We start from the raw sequence: 20692 nt of genomic DNA, 5'->3' as shown, positions 1-20692 counted from the left end.
TAGGAGTACGATAACCGCCTCAGGCCGGTCGCCACAGGTCCGGCTCACCAGGTTCCCTGATCACCCGGCCCTTCGCCTCCAGCCAGGCCAGGTGCGCCAGCGTCTCGTTGTTGGCCGAGCGACGCATGAACGGCGGGATCGTCTCCCACGGCCGCGACCAGGTCAACCGCGTGGCCACCTCCCAGCAGGCGACCCCGTCGAGCGCGCCCACGACGCCCTCGATCTCGGCCAGCCGCGCGTCGTGGTGGGCCATCACGGTGTCCACCCGCTCGGCCAGCTCCAGGAACCGGAATTCATGCGCCGGCAGCACCTCCTCCACCTCCAGCTTGCGCACGGCGGCCAGCGAGTCGAGGTAGTCGGCCAGCGGGTTCGGCCCCGACTGGGGATGCACGGCCACGATGGGCGTGATCTTCGCCAGCACGTGGTCGCCGGAGAACAGCACCTTGCGTTCCGGCGAGACGAAGCACAGGTGCCCCGGCGAGTGGCCGGGCGTCCAGACGGCCCGCAGGTCCCAGCCCGGCAGGCCGAGGTCGTCGCCGTCCTCGACCAGGCGGTCGGGCTTGGCCATCGAGACCATGTGCCGGATCATCATGGAGGCCCCGGCCAGCTCGTCCAGCGTCAGCTCGGGGACGCCGCAGCGCCGCAGCAGCGCCCGTTCCCGCTGGACCAGGGAGTCGATGGCCTCGTCGTCGTACCGCTCGCGGACCAGGCGGGCGTCGGCCGGGTGCAGCGCGATCCAGGCGCCCGACATCTCGCGCACGCGCCCCGCGAGCCCGTAGTGGTCGGGGTGGATGTGGGTGACGAGCACACCCTTGACGTCGGTGATCTCGTAACCGGCCACGCCCAGGCCGGCCACGAGCGCGTCGTACGCCTCGTCCGTGTTCCAGCCGGCGTCGATGATCGCCACGCCGTCGGCCAGCTCGAGGACGTAGACCAGCACGTACCGGAGGGGGTTGATGGGGATCGGCACCGGGACCGACCACAGCCCCGGGCGTACCCGCTCGACTTCGGGGATGGCCCCGCCGACCCACGCCTCTCGCTGTGCCGCGTTCGAGGGTGTCACTACGAAATTCGCCACATGCCCGAATATAGTTCTGTATCCGAATCGTGTTCTACTAGGGGTCATGAAGCTGAGCCGCGAGCTTTCCGAAGATGGCCGCTTCGTCCGGCAGCCGAACCGGTTCACGGATCGGCTCGGACCACCCGAGCCCGGCCGCTATCGGGTCTACGCCTCCTACGCCTGCCCCTGGGCACAGCGCGTGCTGATCGTCCGGGCACTCCTCGGCCTGGAGGACCTGCTGGACGTCACGATCGTCGACCCCATCCGCGACGAGAAGGGCTGGCGGGTGCCGGGCGGCGACCCGGAATACCTGTCGGAGCTCTACCACGCCACCGACCCGGGCTATGTGGGCCGCTACACCGTCCCGTGCGTCTGGGACACCAGGGACGAGCGGATCGTCACCAACGACTTCCCCCAGATCACCCTCGATCTGGAGACGTCATGGGGCACCTCGCCCAACCTCTATCCGGAGCGTCTGCGCCCCGACATCGACATCATGAACGACCGCCTCTACCACGGCCTCAACAACGCGGTCTACGAGGCCGGCTTCTCCCGTGACCAGCAGGTGTACGAGGAGGCGGTGGCACGGGTGTTCACCACCCTCGACTTCCTGGAGGTGCGCCTGGCCGAGTCGGAGTTCCTCTTCGACACGCTCACCGACAGTGACGTGCGCCTCTACACGACCCTGGCCCGGTTCGACGCCGTCTATTACGCGCACTTCAAGTGCTCGGTCAGGCGGCTGGTGGACTATCCCGCGCTGTGGGCGTACGCCCGTAGGTTGTACGCCATCCCAGCTTTCCGGGAAACCACCGACTTCGACCAGATCAAGCGTCATTACTACATCACCCAGACCAACATCAACCCGAGCCGGATCGTGCCGGTAGGGCCTGAGCTGGACTGGAGCTCGTAGCCGCCGGCATCCGCACGAACAGCAGGACCGACGACAGCATCACCACGGCCGCGACGCCCCAGGCGGCGGCCAGGCCCGCCTGCGCGGCCAGGGCGCCGAGCGACAGGTTGGCCAGGATCCCGCCGCCCTGCAGGGAGAGCGAGCTCGTCGAGGTGACGGTGGTGCGCTCGGCGGCGGTGACCGAATTGTGGGTCATCTCCAGGCACAGCAGGCCCGTCACCGAGCCGCCCACGAAGAGCAGGACGTAGGCCAGCCCGGCGCTCAGCAGCCCGGGCAGGCCGCCCAGCCCCGCCGTCGCGGCCAGCGCCCCCACGGAGAGCGCGGTCAGCACCGTCCCGCCGACCGCGCCGCCGACCGAGCCGCCGGCCAGGCGGGCCACGCGCGGGACGAGCGCGCTGCCCAGGGCGCTGCCCGCGAACCCGAGCGCCGCGACCACCGCGTAGGCCAGGCTGCCGAGCTCGGCCGTGCCCGCCAGCTCGGCCAGCCGGCCCGGCGTGAGCAGCTCGATGGTCGTCAGCACTACGCCGGACGCCGCGGCGGCGGCCATGAGCCTGCGCAGCGTCACGCCTCCCATGGCCAGCCGGAGCCCGCCGGCCACCGTGGCGGGCACCTCGCGCAGCACGCTCTTGAGGGAGCGGCGCCCGTGGGCCGGCTCGGGCAGCGCGAACACCACCACGACCAGCAGGACCACCGCCGCCACCGCACCCAGCAGGGGCGGCGCCGCCAGCGGGAAGATCAGCGAGGGCGGCACCAACAGCGGCAAGGCGCCGCCCGCCAGCACGCCGACGCACAGGGCCACCGACTCCATCGCGCCGCCCTTGGCCAGGCCGGGCTTGAGGTCGGCGTCGGGGCCCTCGATGCCGTGCAGCGTGTCGACGTACCAGGAGGTGGCCGGGCCGCTGGACAGCGCCCGGGCGACGCCCTTGAACACCCCGCTCACCAGGAACATCCAGAACGCGGTGGACACGCTGATCAGCGCGAGCCCCGCCACCGTGAACGCGGCCGAGGCGGCCAGCACCACGCGCCGACCCACCACGTCGGCCAGCCCGCCCGTGGGCAGCTCGAGGCTCACGGTCACGATCGAGAACACCGTCACCACCACCCCGACCTGGACCAGGCTGAGCCCCCGCTCGGTCATGAGCAGGACCATGCTGGCCACCATCAGCCCCACGGGCAGCCAGGTGAGGAAACTGACGAGCATGTAACGCCGTAAGGCCGAACGCGCGGTCACGGCCCCTCCTTTCGCATGCGGGGGAAGCCCCCGACCCAGACGTGCACGTCCCGCGCGTCAGGAGCACCCGCGTCGCGTGCGGAGAGCTCGTTGAGCATCTCCTCGGTACGCGCCATGAACTCGGCCATCGCGGCCGGTGTGAGCGCCAGGAAGTGGTCGCTGAGGCCCGCCACCTCCACCCACTCCGGGGACCAGGCGGACTCGTCGAACTCCCGGATGCCCTCCGCGAGGACCTGGGCCTGCCGCAGCCGGATGACCTCGACCGCCTCGCGCCCTCCCGGGGAGCCCACCAGCTCGCGGCTGTTCCACGAGGTGTAGCGGTGGCGGGCCCGCCAGCGGCGCTCGCGACCGTCGCTCCGGTCGGGGTCCTCCTCGATGAAGCCGTGCTTGAACAGCTCACGGAGGTGGTAGCTGGTCGAGCCGGAGCTCTCGCCCGTCTTGCGCCCCAGCTCGCTGGCGGTGGCCGGGCCGTCGGTGCGCAGCAGGCCGAGCAGCCGGCTGCGCAGCGGGTGGGCGACCACCTTCAGCACCTGGGGGTCCGTGATCTTGTAGCGCTCCTCCATGTCCTCACCCTAGACCGCAAAATAAATTTTGCAAAATGAATTTTGCGGTTGTCCGCGCTTCTAAACTGTGGGGATGCTCGACGACATCTGGGTGGACGACTCCGTCTTCGCACTGCGACCCGACTTCGCGGTGCTCATCATGACCGCACACGGCCTGGGCAACGGGCCGACCGACGACCGGACCCGCGCCTGGCTGGCGGAGGCGTCGGCGGTGGAGGTGCAGGCGGACAAGATCGACGCCTGGAAGGACGCCTACCGGGCGTTCGGGGCCAAGCCGCAGCGGACCCGGCCGTCGGTCGACGCGCTCACCCGGCGGATGCCGCTGCCGGAGATCAACCGGGCCGTGGACGCGTACAACTCGATCAGCGTCAAGCACGCGCTGCCCATCGGCGGCGAGGACCTCGACCACTACGTCGGCACGGCGCGGCTGGTGCGGGCGACCGGCGACGAGGCGTCGGAGGAGGCGCTCGGGCAGCCGGAGCCCGGCGAGGTGATCTGGCGCGACGACCTCGGCGTCACCTGCCGGCGGTGGAACTGGCGTCAGGTCGTGCGCACCCGTCTCACGGAGGAGACCACCAACGCGATCTTCCTTCTCGAGCGCCTTGAGCCGATGTCGCTGGAGGAGCTCAAGCAGGCGGGCGAGGAGCTGGCAGACCTTCTGTCCGTCTTGTCGCCAGAGGTGCAGATCACAAGCAGACTCGTGTCCAATGGGAAATAAACCTCCTGGAGCGACGTTGATACCAAAGAGTAATAAAGGCTGCACCACCCGGATTGACTAGGCGGGCGTGACCTCTTTGCGCGGTCCTGAGAGGATCGTTCGAGGCGGCACGGGCTCTTAGGCGCGCGCTGCCGGTCCGGGCGAGTAGCCTTGGACAGGTTCTCTAACATCAACGCCGATCTGCGGAAGAGGGCGATTTCCGCCGTGTCGTCTGAGTCGTCGCGGACAAACCCGCTGGCAAGCTTTGGTCAGAACGAGTGGCTTGTCGACGAGCTGTACCAGAAGTACCTCCAAGATCCCGAGTCTGTCGACAAGGCCTGGTGGAACTTCTTCGCTGACTACAACCCTGATTACGGGCCGGGTCGAACCCCGGTCAGGGAGGCGGCGAACGGCACTGTGACCGCCCCCGCTCCTCCCCAGGCTCCCAAGGCACCTCCCAAGGCGCCACCGGCGGCCGAGAAGCCGAAGCAGCCGGCCACTCCGGTGCCCAAGGGCGCCGAAGAGGTCAAGCTGCGCGGCGCGGCGGCACGCACTGCCGCCAACATGGACCTGTCGCTGTCGGTGCCGACCGCGACCAGCGTCCGGGCCATCCCGGCCAAGCTGCTCATCGACAACCGCATCGTGATCAACAATCACCTCAAGCGGGGTCGCGGCGGCAAGGTCTCCTTCACGCACCTGATCGGCTTCGCGATCGTCAAGGCGCTGCGGGCCATGCCGGAGATGAACTACTCCTACGCGGAGATCGACGGCAAGCCGACGCTCGTCAAGCCCGAGCACGTCGGCCTCGGCCTGGCGATCGACGTACAGAAGAGCAACGGCGAGCGCCAGCTCCTCGTGCCCTCGATCAAGGGCGCCGAGGAGATGGACTTCCGGCAGTTCTGGATGGCCTACGAGGACGTCGTCCGCAAGGCCCGGGCCGGCAAGCTCGGTGTCGACGACTTCGCCGGCACCTCGATCTCGCTGACCAACCCCGGCACGATCGGCACCGTCCACTCCGTTCCGCGCCTGATGCCCGGCCAGGGCACGATCATCGGCGTCGGTGCGATGGAATACCCGGCCGAATACCAGGGGGCCTCCCCCGACACGCTCTCGCGCCTGGCCGTCTCCAAGGTCATGACGCTGACCAGCACCTACGACCACCGGATCATCCAGGGCGCCCAGTCGGGCGACTTCCTGCGGCAGATCCACCGGCTGCTGCTCGGCGAGGACGGCTTCTACGACGAGATCTTCGAGGCGCTGCGGATCCCGTACGAGCCGGTCCGCTGGGTCCAGGACATCTCGGCCTCCCACGACGACGACGTGGCCAAGTCCGCTCGCGTGATCGAGCTGATCCACGCCTACCGCGTACGCGGCCACCTGATGGCCGAGACCGACCCGCTCGAATACAAGCAGCGCAAGCACCCCGACCTCGACATCCAGTCGCACGGCCTGACGCTGTGGGACCTGGAGCGCGAGTTCGCGACCGGCGGGTTCGGCGGTCGCCCGCTGATGAAGCTGCGCGAGATCCTGGGCGTGCTGCGCGACTCCTACTGCCGCACCGTCGGCATCGAGTACATGCACATCCAGAACCCCGAGGAGCGGGCCTGGATCCAGGCACGGGTCGAGAAGCCGCACAAGTCGCCCGAGCGCGACGAGCAGCTCAACATCCTGTCGCGGCTCAACACCGCCGAGGCGTTCGAGACGTTCCTGCAGACGAAGTTCGTCGGCCAGAAGCGCTTCTCGCTGGAGGGCGGCGAGTCCCTGATCCCGCTGCTCGACTCGGTGATCAGCGACGCCGCCGACGAGGACCTCGACGAGGTCGTCATCGGCATGGCCCACCGCGGCCGCCTCAACGTGCTGGCCAACATCGTGGGCAAGTCCTACGCGCAGATCTTCGGCGAGTTCGAGGGCAACATCGACCCGCGCACGGCGCACGGCTCGGGCGACGTGAAATACCACCTCGGCGCGACCGGCACGTTCACCGCGCCGAGCGGCAAGACGATCACCGCCTCCGTGGTCGCCAACCCCTCACACCTGGAGGCGGTCAACCCGGTCCTGGAGGGTGTCGTCCGCGCCAAGCAGGACCTCCTGGAGCGCGGCGAGGAGGGCTTCACCGTCCTGCCGGTCCTCATCCACGGTGACGCGGCCTTCGCCGGCCAGGGCGTCGTGGCCGAGACGCTCAACCTGTCGCAGCTGCGCGGCTACCGCACCGGCGGCACCGTGCACGTGGTGGTCAACAACCAGGTCGGCTTCACGACCTCGCCCGCCTCGTCCCGCTCCTCGGTCTACGCGACCGACGTGGCGCGGATGATCCAGGCGCCGATCTTCCACGTCAACGGCGACGACCCCGAGGCCGTGGTGCGCGTGGGCGAGCTGGCCTACGAATACCGCCAGGCGTTCCGCAAGGACGTCGTCATCGACCTCATCTGCTACCGCCGCCGCGGTCACAACGAGGGCGACAACCCGGCCTTCACCCAGCCGCTGATGTACGACCTGATCGACGCCAAGCGCTCGACCCGCAAGCTCTACACCGAGGCGCTGATCGGCCGGGGCGACATCACGGTCGAGGAGGCGGAGCAGGCGCTGCGCGACTACCAGGTGAAGCTGGAGCAGGCGTTCACCGAGACCCGCGAGGCGGCGAAGAAGCCGCTGGAGGCGGGCGCCATGCGGGTGCCGCCGGCCGAGGTCGTCAAGTGGTCCCACGACGACACCCCGACGGCGATCACCCACGAGACGCTCAAGCGCATCGTCGACACCCAGCTCAACCTGCCCGACGGCTTCACGCCGCACCCGCGCCTGGCGCCGGTGCTGCAGCGCCGCGGTCAGATGGTCGAGCAGGACGCGATCGACTGGGCGATGGGCGAGACGCTCGCGTTCGGCTCGCTGCTGATGGACGGCCACCCGGTGCGCCTGGTCGGCCAGGACTCGCGCCGCGGCACGTTCACCCAGCGCCACGCCGTCCTGGTGGACCGGATGACCGGCGCCGACCACACGCCGCTCAAGACCTTCAACGAGGGCACCACGAAGTTTTACGTCTACGACTCGCTGCTCAGCGAGTTCGCGGCGCTCGGCTTCGAATACGGCTACAGCGTGGTCCGGCCCGACGCCCTGGTCCTCTGGGAGGCGCAGTTCGGCGACTTCGTCAACGGCGCCCAGACGATCATCGACGAGTTCATCTCGTCGGGCGAGCAGAAGTGGGGCCAGAAGTCCTCCGTCGTGCTGCTGCTGCCGCACGGCTACGAGGGCCAGGGCCCCGACCACTCCTCGGCCCGCATCGAGCGGTTCCTGCAGGTCTGCGCGCTCGACAACATGACGGTCGCGCAGCCCAGCACGCCGGCCAACTACTTCCACCTGCTGCGCTGGCAGGTGGAGTCGGAGCGGCACAAGCCGATGGTGGTCTTCACGCCCAAGTCGCTGCTGCGCCACAAGGCGGCCACGTCGAAGTCGTCCGACTTCACCTCGGGTGCCTTCCAGCCGGTCCTGGGCGACACGACCGTCGACGCCGGCAAGGTCACCAAGGTCGTGCTGACCTCCGGCCGGCTCTACTACGACCTTGCCGCCCACCGCGACAAGGTCGGCGGCGACGACGTCGCGATCGTGCGGCTGGAGCGCCTCTACCCGTTCCCGTCGGAGGAGCTCGCCGCGGAGCTGGCCCGCTACGGGTCGCAGGTCGAGCTGTTCTGGGCCCAGGACGAGCCGGCCAACATGGGGCCGTGGCCGTACCTGACGCTCAAGCTGGCCGAGGACCCGCAGACGCTGGGCGGCCGGGCGCTGCGGCGCGTGTCGCGCACGCCCAACAGCTCGCCGGCCACGGGTTCGCACAACTCGCACGACACGGAGCTCGAGGAGATCCTGCACCAGATCTTCGGCTGAGCGACCACCACCAGTGAGCCCCCGGCCGTGCCACGGCCGGGGGTTCGCTGCTGTTCAGGCAGGTTAAAGTCAGGCGGGGCGCGGTGCCCCGGCGATGAATGGAGAGCGATGTACTTCACCGATCGGGGGATCGAGGAGCTGGTCGAGCGGCGCGGCGAGGAGGAGGTCAGCTTGTTGTGGCTCGGGGAGCGGCTGCGCGAGTTCGTGGACCTCAACCCCGAGTTCGAGACCCCGATCGAGCGCCTGGCCACGTGGCTGGCGCGGTTGGACGACGACGAGGACGACTGAGCCGGGACGGGCCACGCCCGCCACCCCCGGTCCTCACCTGGCAAGACGCCGACACTCCCGCAGTGCTCACCACCGCGGTACGCCCCTTCCCGCCGGAAAGCCCTATGCTGGAGAACGCGATACATCTTGAGTTTTCACGAAACGCGACATATCGTGATTGATGTAGGGACGTGCCATCAGAGAGGGGCGGGGGAGCCAATGCAGCAGTGGACGATCGATGAGCCCGGGCAACTGACGTTCGGCGATGTGGATTCACTCGACGTACGCATCGTCGCCGGCCGGCTGGACGTGCTGGCCAGTGAGGGCCCGCCCACCCTGGAGATCGCCGAGATGGACTCGGCCTCGCCGCTCCTCGTGACGTACGACGAGGCGGCCAGGGAGCTCACCATCACCTACCGCGAGCTCACCTGGGACGGCCTGCTCGGCTGGCTCAAACCGGACCGGCGCAGGACGGTGCTGTCCATCGCGGTGCCCAAGACCTGCAAGGTCAAGGCCGGGGTGGTGTCCGCGTCCGCCGTGCTGGCCGGGTTCGAGCGGGTGACGCACGTCAAGGGCGTCTCCGGGGAGATCGTGCTCGACGCGGTCAGCGGCAACGTGGTCGCCAACACCGTCTCGGGAGCCGTGGAAAGCCGGGCGATGGACGGCGACCTGTCGTTCATCAGCGTCTCGGGCGACCTGACCGTGGCGGGCGGCACGCCGCACCGGCTGAAGGCCAACACCGTCTCCGGCCGCATCACGGCAGATCTCACGCTGCGACCGACGGGTCACGTGACGTTCAACAGCGTTTCCGGTGACATCCTGGTCAGGCTGCCCGAGAACGTCGAGGCGGACATCAGCGCCAGGTCCACCTCCGGCAGGCTGGTCAGCGCGTTCGAGGAACTGTCAGACAAGAGCGGCCCCGGCATGAAAGTGCTGTCGGGACGGCTGGGTGGCGGCATGGCGTCTGTGTCGGCGATCACGGTCTCCGGCGAGGTCACGCTGCTCAAGGGAGAGAAGGAATGAGCCCTGTCTTCGGTCACGGCCGGCTTCGGCTGTACCTGCTCAAGCTGCTGGAAGAGAGCCCGCGTCATGGCTACGAGGTCATCCGGCTGCTCCAGGACCGCTTCCTCGGCGTCTACTCGCCCTCTCCCGGCACGATCTATCCGCGCCTGGCCCGCCTGGAGGAGGAGGGCCTGGTGACGCACGAGGTGGTCGAGGGCAAGAAGGTGTTCTCGATCACCGACAAGGGCCGCGAGGAGCTGAACGCCCGGCTCGACGAGCTCGACGACCTGGAGCAGGAGATCTCCGCCTCGGTGCGCGACATCGCCCGCGAGGTCAAGGAGGACGTGCGCGACACGGTCAAGTCGCTGCGCGACGAGCTGACGCGGATGGCCAAGGACGTACGCACGGGGGCCACCGATGACACCAGGCGGCTGCGGGAGAGGCAGAAGGAGGACCTCAGGCGGCTCAGGGACCAGCAGAAGCGCCAGTGGATGGAACACGCCAACCACTGGCAGGACTCGGGCGAGCGGCTGAGCATGGAGTGGCGCCGGATCTGGTCCGAGGTCTGGACCACGCTCGGCGGCGCACCGTCCGACGCGCCCTCCAACCGGGCCGAACTCGACGCGGAGCTGGGCGAGCTGCTGGCCGACTTCGTCGCCGAGGCTCGCGAGGAGGCATCGGAGGCGCGGCTGACGCCGGAGAAGCTGGCCGAGCTGCGTACGACGCTGGACGAGGCGAGCCGCCGCATCCGCGACATCCTCGAACGCTGACCGGACCGAGAGCCCACCGCCCGACCACATCACGACGCACGCACGCGGCCGCCGCTCCCGAACACGAGCGGCCGCCGCACCCCCCGCTCCCAGACAGGTCTGCGCCCCTCCCGTCGCGCCTTCAGGACGCGGCCCTGCGCCTCTCACATCGCACCTTCAGCGCGGGGACGTGCCACTCGCCGCGCTCCCCCGCCGACCACCTCGCCGTGGGCCCGCACGCGCCGTACAACGCGGGCCGAGGCGGTCGCCGCGCAGGCCGACCGGCCCCCTCCCCACCCCACAAGGACCTCACTGAAGTACGGCGCGGTGGCGGAAGGCGTTCCGGCAAGCGGGCAACGGGCGAAGACCTGGACGGGGCTATGCGGAGCGAGCAGCCGACGAAAGCCGCTCCACCCGACGTGAACCCCGCGCCGCCTTACGAGCGTGGTACGCGATCGGCATGTACCGCAGCCGCTCCGGCAACCGCGGCGTCAGCATCGCCACCGCATGCCCGAGGTGCCGCAGCCGCCGCTCCTCCCGAGCCGTCCAGCGCAGCCCCAGCTTCCGGCGTACGGCGGAAGGCAGGGTGCCGACGGTGATGAAGTAGTTGAACTCCCCCGCCCCGGCCCCCACCGGCGTCCACAGCCGGCGCAGCGGAGCGGGCAGTCCGGGCGGCGCCGGCGTGCCGCGCATGACCGACAGCACGTCGAGCGCGGTCGGATGCGCCTCCAGCCGCTCGGCCACCATGTCGTCGAAGTAGCGCCAGAACGCCTCCAGGTCGTCCGGCAGCTCCCGCTCGGGCACCCGCAGGATCGCACCGAGCTGCCGCGACTCGGCGTAGAGCCGCTTCTCCTGCTCGCGCGTGAACGGGGTGCCGAAGTAGCGGTTGAGCGCGATGAACCGCTCGAACAGCGTCAGGTGCACCCACGCCCACGCCTCGCCGTTCAGCGCGTGGTAGTGCCTGCCCCGCTCGTCCACCCCGCTGATCGGCTTGTGCAGCTCCCTGAGCCGCTGCCCCTCGGCGGGGCCGCCGGGGCCGGCGTAGACCCATTTCTGCACGGACGCGAGCGTGCGCTCCAGCCGCCCCCACGGATCGTCCTTGTACGTGGAGTGCTCCGCGACGGCCGCGCCGACCGCCGGGTGCATCGTCTGGAGGACCAGCGCGCTGCCGGCCACGAGCAGATTGCGATATTCGCCGGCCGTGTCCCAGTGCATCGAACCTGGGCCGAAGGGCTCAACGTTCATGATGACTGCCTCCTGGGTGATACAACCCCACATCTCTTGTATCACCCAGGAAGGTCAGAAGTAACCCTTCACTTATTCAGCCGGCAAAGACGATCTTTCCGAAGATCTCCCCGGCGGCCATGGCGGTGAACCCGTCGCGCGCCTCGGCCAGCGGCAGCACCCGGTCGATCTCGGGCCGCAGCCCCGTCTGCTCCAGGAACACGGCCAGCCGCTGCAACTGCTCGCGCGTCCCCATCGTGGACCCGACCACGGACAGCTGCAGGAAGAAGACCCGGTTCAGGTCGGCGGGCGGGACCGCGCCGCTGGTGGCACCGGAGACGACGATGCGCCCGCCGGGCTTGAGCGACTTGAGCGAGTGGTCCCAGGTGGCCTGCCCGACGGTCTCCATGACCGCGTCCACCCGCTCGGGCAGCCGCGCGCCCGGCTCGAACACCTGGTCGGCGCCGAGCTGGCGGGCGCGCTCCCGCTTGCCCTCGGACCGGCTGGTGGCCCAGATCCGGTAGCCGGCGGCCCGGCCGAGCGCGATCAGCGCGGTGGCGACGCCACCGCCGGCGCCCTGCACGAGCACGGTGGAGCCGGGCTCGAGCCCGGCCTTGTCGAACAACATCCGGTACGCGGTCAGCCAGGCCGTCGGCAGGCAGGCCGCGTGCTCGAAGCTGAGGGCGGCCGGCTTGGGCACCAGGTTGCGGCGCGGCACGGCCACGCGCTCGGCGAACGTGCCGTCGTACATCTCGGACAGCAGCGTGCGCTTGGGGTCGAGCGTCTCGTCGGCGCCCGTGCCGATCACGGAGTGCACGATGACCTCGTTGCCGTCCTCGTCCACCCCGGCGGCGTCGCAGCCGAGCACGATCGGCAGCCGGTCCTGCCTGATGCCGACGCCCTTGAGCGTCCACAGGTCGTGGTGGTTGAGCGCGGCCGCCCGGACGGAGACGGTCGTCCATCCGTCCGGCACCTTCGGCTCGGGGTGCTCGCCGAGCGTCAGGCCGGCGAGCGGGTTGTCGGGATCGGTCTGTGTGGCGGTTACGGCGAACATGGCCGCACCTTACTTCAGCCCGGCGCCCCTCCCCCGAACCCCCACCGCCCTAAGACCTCCTACCCCTGCCCCCCGGGCCACCCCAACCCCCACCGACCACTCCGAGCACGCCACCCCCTCCGCGGCCGCTCCGGAGCCTGCCCTGAAGCGGAAGCGCACCCTCACTTCATCGTGATCCGGATGCCCGAAATCGCCATCTCCCGGAACCTCGTCGGCCCGGTGACGGCGACCAGCACGTCCCCGCGGCACACCATGTCGGTCGGCCGCCCGCGCCCCTCGATCACATCCGGCATCCTGGCCCGCTTCTCGCAGTCGGGCGTGGGCACGAGCGCGACCATCTGCCCCGCGCCACCGCCGAACCACAGCTGCGGCCCGATCGGCTCGTCCTCCGCGATCTCCCCCGGCCTGGCCAGCCGCAGGTCCCCTTCGGCCGACAGCACCAGGTAACCCTCTTTCGTCACCCTCCCCTTGAGGTTCTGCGCGAGAGCCATCCGCTGCTCGAACGTCAGCCCCTGCCCCCGGTCGTACATCGCCAGCCGCCACGGCCCGAACGCGAACAACAGCACCTGCCCGTAGAACCCGCTCCCGGCCTGGCGCGGCCAGAGGGTCACGTTGTCGGTGTAGTTCCTGATCGGCCGGCCACCCCGGGTGATCTCGACCTCGCCGCCGTACGGGGCGACGAACTGCCGGTATCTCCCCCCGACCCAGCCCCCTTGGAACGGCCGCGACCCCATCTCGTCGAGATCGAGCTCCTTCGGATAGCGCACCTCGGCGCGCGCCCCGTGCGGGAACACCACCGGGAGCACCTCGTCGCCCCCCTTGGCGACGGCGGGCACGTCGATGGTGTTGGGCGCGTTGTCGAGCCTGGTGAGCGACCGGATGGGCTCGGGCGTCGGGCTCGCGGGCAGCGTTTCGGGCACCGGATCGCGGCTGGCGAGCAGGCCGATGACAGGGACCAGCAGGAGCGCCAGAACCACCACCAGCCCGACCCACCGGCGACGGCCGCGCTCGCCTGCCTCGATGACGTCGAACTGGTCAGCCACGACGTTCCTAGCCGAGTAGTGCCGGCTTGCGCCCTTACGCTTCAGTTCAGTTGAGCGGCGACCGCCGGCGCAAGCCCTGGAACCTGGCGAAATCCTTGTCGCAGGTCACGAATTCACAACCATGCCCGATGGCCGGTGCGGCCCCCTCAGCCCACTCCTCGTCGGCGTCGAGCCGCACCCGCACCCGCACCGGCCCCAAAGAGATTGACGGGCCCAATGAGCCCCACCATCCGGAACAAACGCGGAGTGGCGTCTGATAATAAACGTTACCGGTGTTACTGCAGAAGAATTAACAACGCCCCCACCTGCAGAAATGCCAATCAGGAATACATGCGGATTCGCTATTTCTATAACGGAACGGAACCGGCCCATGCTTTTTCACGTCGTTTCCTGGCCGCCGGATCGAGCCATTCATTAACGTTCCCATCGTTTTCCTGGCCCACCGGGGCGCAGTACCCCGCTCTGGGCCGCCGAAAGCTGAGAGGAGCTCCATGTATTCCCGAGCAAGGCGCATCGCGATCCCCCTCGCCGGCCTCGTGGCCATAGGGCTGGCGGCGGGCATGGTCAGCGGCGCCGCGGGCGCGACCGCACCCTCCGATGTCGTGTCCAAGAATGCGGCGACCCCCGCGGAGCAGGCGATCCAGTTCTGGACGCCCGACCGCATCAAGCTGGCCAGTGACTACGACGACGGGCTCGACCTGTCGTCCAAGGGCGTCAAGGGCAGCAACGACACCCCTGACGGACCCCCCGGCTCCGTGCCGCCGATCGGCGCGGAGAAGACGACGAGCAAGAAGAGCAAGCACGTCAACCTGCCCAACACCGTCGGCCGCGTGTTCTTCACGCTGCCGAAGGCCGACCCGCGTGACCCGAAGAACTGGCGTTACTGCTCGGCCAGCTCCGTGCAGAGCAAGTTCCGCAACCTGGTGGCGACCTCCGCCCACTGCGTCTACGACACCAAGAAGAACACCTTCTACGACAACTGGATCTTCATCCCGTCGTACTGGGACGGCGACAAGGTCTGGAACGGCAAGGCGCCCTACGGCATCTACGCCGCCAAGACCTTCAACGCGCACGACGACTTCGTGGTGAAGGAGGACTACGACTTCGACTACGCGTTCGTCAACGTCTACAACGGCATCAAGGTCAGCTGGGAGAAGGTCAACGGCCGCTGGAAGTGGACCGTCAAGAACGCCGGCCGGCTCGGTGACAACGTCGGCGGCCAGGGCTTCACCTGGAACCGGAGCACGAAGCTGAACGTGTTCTCGTTCGGTTACCCCGCGGGCGAGCACCCCGACGGCGACAAGCCGTTCACCGGCCGGACGATGAAGTACTGCTACGGCAAGACCAAGGCGATGCCCGAGGCCAAGAAGTACAACCTGCAGGAGCACATCGGCTTCAAGTGCTCCTTCACCGCCGGCGCGAGCGGCGGACCGTTCCTCTACAACTACAAGAGCGCGTCGCGCACCGGCTACCTGGTCGGCGTCAACAGCGTCGCGTGGGACACCGACGGCAACGACCGTTACGACCACATCTCGTCGCCGTACTTCAACTCCGACACCTACAAGGTCTACAAGGCCGCCGCCAACCGGTGGACCGGCAACATGCCGTGATCAAGTTGGCACCAGGCCCCGGTTCCCTCGGGATCCGGGGCCTTCCCCTGGGATCGGAATGGGATGGCGACGACGTGGCGTGCGCCACTCGACCGGCTCGAAAGAGGCCGGGAATGCGCGCAATTCCATCCCCGCGAACGTCGCCCGGCACCCGCTCCCACCTGCGCAAACGCCATCAAGTAATGATCGTTTACACGTATCGGGACCGTTCGGCTGACGGCATCCTTATAGTTCGCGATGCACCCTTGATCAGGTAACGAATCTCTATCCAAGCTGCAATACAGTCTGTACATCTGGAAAAATCCACCCTTACGACCCCAAGAAAGGCATTTCATGATCCCCCGGGCCAGGCACATCGTTGCCGCTGCCTTGAGCAGCGCGCTGCTGATGCTGCCTGCCTTCACGGGGGTCGCCGATGCCGCGCCCGCCAGCAAGGTGTTCGCCGTCCCGCTGGCCAAGACCCTCTCGGACGTCAAGCGCGTCGCCGCCTACTGGCGGCCCGACCGCCTCAAGCAGGCCGACAACTACAGCCCCGCCACGCCCGCCGCCGCTGCCGCCCCGACGACCTCGTCGGCCGCCGCCGCCTCCGGCCCCGGTGCGCCCGTCGCCGCCGTCAAGCAGGCGACCGCCGCACAGGGCGTGGCGCCCGTGCCGCCGCGCAAGGGCACCGCCAGGACGATGGGCAAGGTCTTCTTCCGGTTCGGGGACAAGGAGTACTGGTGCTCCGCCAGCGCGGTCGCGGCCAAGAACCGCAGCGTCGTCGCCACGGCCGGGCACTGCGCGTACGACTCGCGCCAGGCCAAGCCGGCCGACTACTGGATCTTCGTCCCTAACCCCGGCCCCAACGGCGAGACGCCGGACGGCATCTACGTGGGCGCCTCGATCAACATGCACGAGGACTGGTCGGGCAAGGCCGACTACGACTACGACTACGCGTTCGTGACCGTGCACCGCGGCTTCACCTGGGTCGCCAAGGACGGCGGCTACGTCATGCAGGACGTCGGCCGGCTCCAGGACAACGTGGGCGGGCTGGGCATCGACCTGAACAAGGAGCCCGGTTCGTACACGGTGGCCGCGTTCGGCTACCCGGCGGGCGCGCAGCCCGACGGCTCGACCCCGTTCAACGGCAAGACGCTGCGCAAGTGCCCCGAGCGCGCCACCCGCTTCACCGTGGCCCCCGGCCGCGACCTGCAGAAGGGCGTCGAGCTGCAGCCGTGCGACTTCAGCCCCGGCGCCAGCGGCGGCCCGTGGCTGATCGGCTACGACGACTCGCGCAGGCTCGGCACGCTGAACGGCGTCAACAGCCTGACCTGGAACAGGGACGCCAAGGGCCGCTACGACGCGGTGTCCTCCCCCTACTTCGACACCACCACCGGCGAGGTCTACCGACGCGCCGCGGGGCTGACCACCATCCCAAATGTGACGTAAGTCATAGCAACCATCCGGTCACTACGGGTGATCAGCCAGTTCTGTGTCTCGGCAAGGTCACGACGCCACTTGGGAGCGTTGACATGATCTACCGAAAATTCACATTCACTTAGTCAAAGCTGTAGGTTCCGGGCTGTCCGTTTGCTGAGTTCTGGGGGTGCACGAGGCGCCTCATGTCAGCGCAACCTGGAGTTACCTTGAAGCGAATCCTTCTTCCCGCCGGCGGAGCCCTCCTGGCTACCGGTCTGCTCGCCTCCGGCCTGTCCGGCACGGCGCAGGCCGACGGCGACGTCGCCCACGACCCGATGGCCCGCAACACCTCCGATGCCGTCTCCGTCGCCTCCTTCTGGCTGGCCTCGAACGGCGCCGCGCTCCGGTCCGCGACCCAGTACCCGTGGGACTCCAAGGAAGTTCGGAAGGTCGTCTCCAAGGGCGGCGCCGACCCCGACGGCCGCCCCGGCACCACGGCGCCGACCGGCGAGTCCAAGTCGACCGGCAGGGCCCAGAACATCAACCTCCCCAAGACCGTGGGCAAGGTCTTCTTCGTCGACGCCGGCGGCAAGTTCCGCTGGTGCTCGGCCTCCTCCATCCAGTCGAACTACCGCAACCTGGTCGCCACGGCCGGCCACTGCGTGTACGACACCGACAGCAACGCCGCCACGATGGACAACTGGGTCTTCGTCCCCGGCTACTACCAGGGCAAGGCGCCTTGGGGCATCTACGTGGGCAAGCAGGCGTTCACGCACTTCGACTTCGACACGTACGAGGACTACGACCGCGACTACGCGTTCGTCACCGTCTACAACGGCATCCACTTCAACGGCGTCAAGCAGGTGGACCGCAAGGACTTCCAGCGCTTCACCGGCCCGAAGCGGTCGTGGGGCGGGCGCTACTACATCCTGCTGTCGAAGGACGCCGGCCGCCTCGGCGACAACGTCGGCGGCCAGGGCTTCGCCTGGAACCAGCCCACCGGCAAGCCCGTGCGCGCCTTCGGCTACCCGGCGGCCCCGCACCCTGACGGCAACAAGCCGTACAGCGGCGTGACGCCGAAGCACTGCTACGGCAACACCACCGCCAAGACGGTCGGCGCCTCCTGGCTGAAGATCGAGGAGCACATCGGCCTCAAGTGCGCCGTGACCCCCGGTTACGACGGCGGCCCCTGGCTGCTGAACTACAGCAACGCCAAGCGCCTCGGCTACGTGAACGGTGTCACCAGCACCTTCGCCGACCAGGACGGCAACGACAGGGTCGACTACATCACCTCGCCGTACTTCGACGGGGAGACGGCCGCGGTGTACAACGCGGCCAAGAACGTGTGGTCCGGCAAGATCGTGGGCCCGAACGGCGAGCTGTACAAGTAAGCCCCCGCAGAACCCTTCAGAGCCCTTCAGCGAGGGCCTCGGCACACGCCCGAGGTCCTCGCTTCGGCGTTTCACGGAGATCTTTCTTTGATCTCCTGACAGACAGTGTTTACGTTGTCACGATGGGCGCATGCGTCGTGATGATCTGACAGACGCCGAGTGGGAACGGGTGGCGCCGCTGCTCTCCACGTACGGCGACCATGGCGACCGGTCGCCCGACGACCGCATGGTGATCAACGCACTGCTCTACCAGGCCCGCACCGGTGTCCGCTGGCGCTCCCTGCCCGACCGGTACGGCTGCTGGGTCACCGCCTACAAGCGCCACCGCCGCTGGACCGCCGACGGCACCTGGCAACGCCTCACCCTCGCCCTGCGGACGAGCGGCGACGACGACCGCACGAGCACGGCGACGACCCCACCGGCCTACACCTCCCCCAGGACGCACCAACCGGCCCCCGGCAGCCCCCACACCGCCCCGCCACCCCTCTCCCACCTCAGGGACGCGGCAGTCCTGGCCAGTCTCCAGGCCCTCCTGGGCGACGTGGTGCAGCCAAGAAGGCAGTGAACCCGCCTTGAAACCCCGAACCTGAAGATCACCTGTGAGAAATGAGTCAACTTAGACGGGACAGGCTCCAATCTGGTTCCTGTGATCTGAGTCACGTTTCGCTGACTACGTTATGTGGTGCGGCACTAACGGCACTTTCGTACCGGCAGCAACAACCCCTCCATACCCTGCGAAAACGTAACGCAATGATCACAACGCGCAAAGATCTCTGACAGATAACAGGACGGTCACGGCGGTAACGGCGCCTACCGAACCGCCCAAAGCGGGTTCCACCTGCGGAGATCACCACGCTATGTTCCTTGCTATCCCTTTACTGACGCATGGGACGCATGTTGCGACCCACGACAGAGCAAGGAGCAGTTCCCTTGAAGCGCATCCTCATCCCCGCCGGTGGCGCCATCCTGGCCACCGGCCTCCTGGCCGCCGGCCTCGCCGGTACGGCCTCCGCCGACACGGACATCGCCAAGGACAACCTGGCGACGAGTGCAGCCAACGCGAAGGCCATCGCGGACTTCTGGGCGGAGAACAACGGTGCTGCCCTCAAGGCCGCTACCGAGTCGAACGTCTGGGACAAGGCGGACGTCGCCAAGCTGCAGAGCAAGGGTGGCTACAGCTCGGACACCAAGCCGGGTACGACCGCTCCGATCGGCGAGGAGAAGAAGACCTCGTCCAAGGTGCAGAACGTCAACATGCCGAAGACCATCGGCAAGGTGTTCTTCGTCAACAGCAAGGGCGAGAAGAAGTGGTGCTCCGCCACTTCGATCCAGTCGCAGTACCGCAACCTGGTCGCCACGGCCGGTCACTGCGTGTACGACACCGCCGCCAACACGGATGTCATGACCAAGTGGGTCTTCGTCCCCGGCTACTACCAGGGCAAGGCTCCGTGGGGCATCTACGTGGGCAAGCAGGCCTTCACTCACTACGACTTCGACGTGTACGAGGACTACGACCGCGACTACGCGTTCGTGACCGTGTACAACGGCGTTTCCATCACCGGGAAGACCACCAAGGTCACCCCGAGCGAGTACAAGTCGCACGTCGCCAAGGGCGGCGTCGGCTACGTCAAGGAAACGACGATCACGAAGGAAGAGTTCGAGGCCGGCTACGACAAGTACGGCGAGGCCGGGCCCTTCAAGTCGAAGGCCGTCGACCCGAAGGTCGAGACCGTCGCCAAGCCTGCCGACGCGACGGCTTCGAACATCGACTCCTACATCAAGGGCGAGGGCCCCACCGCGGGCGTTCAGCTCACTGGTGCCGAGGTCTACAAGTCGCAGTACACCGCGGCCGGGACCGGCTTCGACAACGGTGACAAGTTCGAGCGCCTGAGCACCGAAGTGCCGATCAGCAAGGAAGAGTACGAGAAGCTGAAGGCCGCCAAGGGCGACGGCAAGTTCATGGGCGAGGTCCGCGCCCAGCTCGGTGACGACAAGAAGACCGAGGTCGCCTGGTTCAAGCAGCAGTTCTTCATCAAGAAGTGGATCAAGTCCACCGCTCAGATCAAGTACTGGGTCGAGGACTACTACGTCGTCGACATCACCGGCAAGGACATGGGCCGTCTCGGCGACAACGTCGGCGGCCAGGGCTTCTCCTGGAACCAGCCGACCGGCAAGCCGGTTCGCGTGTTCGGCTACCCCGCCGCTCCTCACCCCGACGGCAACAAGAACTACACGGGCGTCACGCCGAAGTGGTGCTACGGCACCACGACGAAGAAGCTCGTGGGTTCGGCCGCCAAGAAGATCGAGGAGCACGTCGCCCTCAAGTGCGCCATGACCGAGGGCGCCGACGGTGGCCCGTGGCTGTACAAGTACAGCAACAGCAAGCGTCTCGGCTACCTGAACGGTGTCGTCAGCACCTTCAACGACCAGGACGGCAACGGCCGCGTGGACTACATCTCGTCGCCGTACTTCGACGGCGAGACCAACGTCGTCTACAAGGCCGCCGCTGCCGCGTGGTCCGGCAAGATCGTCTAGGTGACTGACAGCGATCGGACCTAGACCGTTCGTGTAACCCGTCGCAAGTGAAGGGCCCGGCATCCTGCCGGGCCCTTCTGCATTG

At 68.2% G+C, this 20692-nt stretch carries 17 protein-coding genes; 11 read left to right on the top strand and 6 right to left on the bottom strand.

What is annotated here, in order from left to right; all coding sequences use genetic code 11:
• Positions 1-19: 19 nt before the first annotated feature.
• Positions 20-1078 (bottom strand): MBL fold metallo-hydrolase, encoded by a 1059-nt coding sequence (locus tag ACTWPW_RS29815; RefSeq protein ID WP_375118597.1) that lies wholly within the window; start codon positions 1076-1078, stop codon positions 20-22.
• A 46-nt stretch (positions 1079-1124) separates the two neighbouring features.
• Between ACTWPW_RS29815 and ACTWPW_RS29810 the strand changes: the two genes are divergently transcribed.
• Positions 1125-1970, top strand: coding sequence for a glutathione S-transferase family protein (locus tag ACTWPW_RS29810; protein ID WP_443170584.1), 846 nt, complete (start codon positions 1125-1127; stop codon positions 1968-1970).
• On the opposite strand, the gene ACTWPW_RS29805 is transcribed toward ACTWPW_RS29810, so the two are convergent.
• Together ACTWPW_RS29805 and ACTWPW_RS29800 are read right to left on the bottom strand one after the other, a co-directional pair.
• Positions 1918-3201, bottom strand: coding sequence for an MFS transporter (locus ACTWPW_RS29805; RefSeq protein ID WP_443170583.1), 1284 nt, complete (start codon positions 3199-3201; stop codon positions 1918-1920). The genes ACTWPW_RS29810 and ACTWPW_RS29805 overlap by 53 nt on opposite strands.
• Complete coding sequence (locus tag ACTWPW_RS29800) at positions 3198-3764, bottom strand: helix-turn-helix domain-containing protein (protein ID WP_375118600.1); 567 nt, start codon at positions 3762-3764, stop codon at positions 3198-3200. Before ACTWPW_RS29800 ends, ACTWPW_RS29805 begins: the two co-directional genes overlap by 4 nt.
• A gap of 73 nt (positions 3765-3837) precedes the next feature.
• Between ACTWPW_RS29800 and ACTWPW_RS29795 the strand changes: the two genes are divergently transcribed.
• The 5 genes from ACTWPW_RS29795 (at position 3838) to ACTWPW_RS29775 (ending at position 10373) form a co-directional block, all read left to right on the top strand.
• Complete coding sequence (locus ACTWPW_RS29795) at positions 3838-4482, top strand: B3/B4 domain-containing protein (protein ID WP_375118601.1); 645 nt, start codon at positions 3838-3840, stop codon at positions 4480-4482.
• A gap of 204 nt (positions 4483-4686) precedes the next feature.
• Positions 4687-8334: a multifunctional oxoglutarate decarboxylase/oxoglutarate dehydrogenase thiamine pyrophosphate-binding subunit/dihydrolipoyllysine-residue succinyltransferase subunit gene (locus ACTWPW_RS29790; RefSeq protein WP_375118602.1), complete on the top strand. Its 3648-nt coding sequence runs from the start codon at positions 4687-4689 to the stop codon at positions 8332-8334.
• Positions 8335-8442: 108 nt separating this feature from the next.
• Positions 8443-8622, top strand: coding sequence for a DUF6104 family protein (locus tag ACTWPW_RS29785; RefSeq protein WP_080045373.1), 180 nt, complete (start codon positions 8443-8445; stop codon positions 8620-8622).
• A 198-nt stretch (positions 8623-8820) separates the two neighbouring features.
• Complete coding sequence (locus tag ACTWPW_RS29780) at positions 8821-9624, top strand: DUF4097 family beta strand repeat-containing protein (RefSeq protein ID WP_443170582.1); 804 nt, start codon at positions 8821-8823, stop codon at positions 9622-9624.
• On the top strand, positions 9621-10373 hold the full coding sequence (locus tag ACTWPW_RS29775; protein WP_375118604.1) for a PadR family transcriptional regulator: 753 nt from the start codon (positions 9621-9623) through the stop codon (positions 10371-10373). Before ACTWPW_RS29780 ends, ACTWPW_RS29775 begins: the two co-directional genes overlap by 4 nt.
• Positions 10374-10730: 357 nt before the next feature.
• Here the strand turns inward: ACTWPW_RS29775 and ACTWPW_RS29770 are convergent, their stop codons facing one another.
• From ACTWPW_RS29770 to ACTWPW_RS29760, 3 genes are all read right to left on the bottom strand, one after another.
• Positions 10731-11597, bottom strand: coding sequence for an oxygenase MpaB family protein (locus ACTWPW_RS29770; protein WP_443170581.1), 867 nt, complete (start codon positions 11595-11597; stop codon positions 10731-10733).
• 76 nt (positions 11598-11673) lie between these two features.
• Positions 11674-12630, bottom strand: coding sequence for a zinc-binding dehydrogenase (locus ACTWPW_RS29765; protein ID WP_443170580.1), 957 nt, complete (start codon positions 12628-12630; stop codon positions 11674-11676).
• Between the two features lie 161 nt (positions 12631-12791).
• On the bottom strand, positions 12792-13673 hold the full coding sequence (locus tag ACTWPW_RS29760; protein WP_375118607.1) for a hypothetical protein: 882 nt from the start codon (positions 13671-13673) through the stop codon (positions 12792-12794).
• Positions 13674-14164: 491 nt separating this feature from the next.
• Between ACTWPW_RS29760 and ACTWPW_RS29755 the strand changes: the two genes are divergently transcribed.
• From ACTWPW_RS29755 to ACTWPW_RS29735, 5 genes are all read left to right on the top strand, one after another.
• Positions 14165-15283, top strand: coding sequence for a trypsin-like serine peptidase (locus ACTWPW_RS29755; RefSeq protein ID WP_375118608.1), 1119 nt, complete (start codon positions 14165-14167; stop codon positions 15281-15283).
• Between the two features lie 369 nt (positions 15284-15652).
• Positions 15653-16711: a trypsin-like serine peptidase gene (locus ACTWPW_RS29750; protein WP_375118609.1), complete on the top strand. Its 1059-nt coding sequence runs from the start codon at positions 15653-15655 to the stop codon at positions 16709-16711.
• Positions 16712-16908: 197 nt separating this feature from the next.
• Positions 16909-18072, top strand: coding sequence for a trypsin-like serine peptidase (locus tag ACTWPW_RS29745; RefSeq protein ID WP_375118610.1), 1164 nt, complete (start codon positions 16909-16911; stop codon positions 18070-18072).
• A gap of 130 nt (positions 18073-18202) precedes the next feature.
• Positions 18203-18637, top strand: coding sequence for a transposase (locus tag ACTWPW_RS29740; protein WP_443170579.1), 435 nt, complete (start codon positions 18203-18205; stop codon positions 18635-18637).
• 365 nt (positions 18638-19002) lie between these two features.
• Positions 19003-20607: a trypsin-like serine peptidase gene (locus tag ACTWPW_RS29735; protein ID WP_443170578.1), complete on the top strand. Its 1605-nt coding sequence runs from the start codon at positions 19003-19005 to the stop codon at positions 20605-20607.
• Positions 20608-20692 lie beyond the last annotated feature (85 nt).

The organism is Nonomuraea sp. KM90, from assembly GCF_052246675.1.
Taxonomy (GTDB): domain Bacteria; phylum Actinomycetota; class Actinomycetes; order Streptosporangiales; family Streptosporangiaceae; genus Nonomuraea.
Note: the sequence above shows the minus strand (reverse complement) of the source record. Positions and strands in the feature narration are given on the sequence as shown.

Bases quoted from the DNA above. Each gene is read 5' to 3' on its own strand.
- ACTWPW_RS29795 (WP_375118601.1), top strand. From the start codon at position 3,838: ATGCTCGACGACATCTGGGTGGACGACTCCGTCTTCGCACTGCGACCC.
- ACTWPW_RS29755 (WP_375118608.1), top strand. From the start codon at position 14,165: ATGTATTCCCGAGCAAGGCGCATCGCGATCCCCCTCGCCGGCCTCGTG.
- ACTWPW_RS29810 (WP_443170584.1), top strand. From the start codon at position 1,125: ATGAAGCTGAGCCGCGAGCTTTCCGAAGATGGCCGCTTCGTCCGGCAG.
- ACTWPW_RS29800 (WP_375118600.1), bottom strand. From the start codon at position 3,764: ATGGAGGAGCGCTACAAGATCACGGACCCCCAGGTGCTGAAGGTGGTC.
- ACTWPW_RS29765 (WP_443170580.1), bottom strand. From the start codon at position 12,630: ATGTTCGCCGTAACCGCCACACAGACCGATCCCGACAACCCGCTCGCC.
- ACTWPW_RS29780 (WP_443170582.1), top strand. From the start codon at position 8,821: ATGCAGCAGTGGACGATCGATGAGCCCGGGCAACTGACGTTCGGCGAT.
- ACTWPW_RS29775 (WP_375118604.1), top strand. From the start codon at position 9,621: ATGAGCCCTGTCTTCGGTCACGGCCGGCTTCGGCTGTACCTGCTCAAG.
- ACTWPW_RS29740 (WP_443170579.1), top strand. From the start codon at position 18,203: ATGCGTCGTGATGATCTGACAGACGCCGAGTGGGAACGGGTGGCGCCG.
- ACTWPW_RS29770 (WP_443170581.1), bottom strand. From the start codon at position 11,597: ATGAACGTTGAGCCCTTCGGCCCAGGTTCGATGCACTGGGACACGGCC.
- ACTWPW_RS29785 (WP_080045373.1), top strand. From the start codon at position 8,443: ATGTACTTCACCGATCGGGGGATCGAGGAGCTGGTCGAGCGGCGCGGC.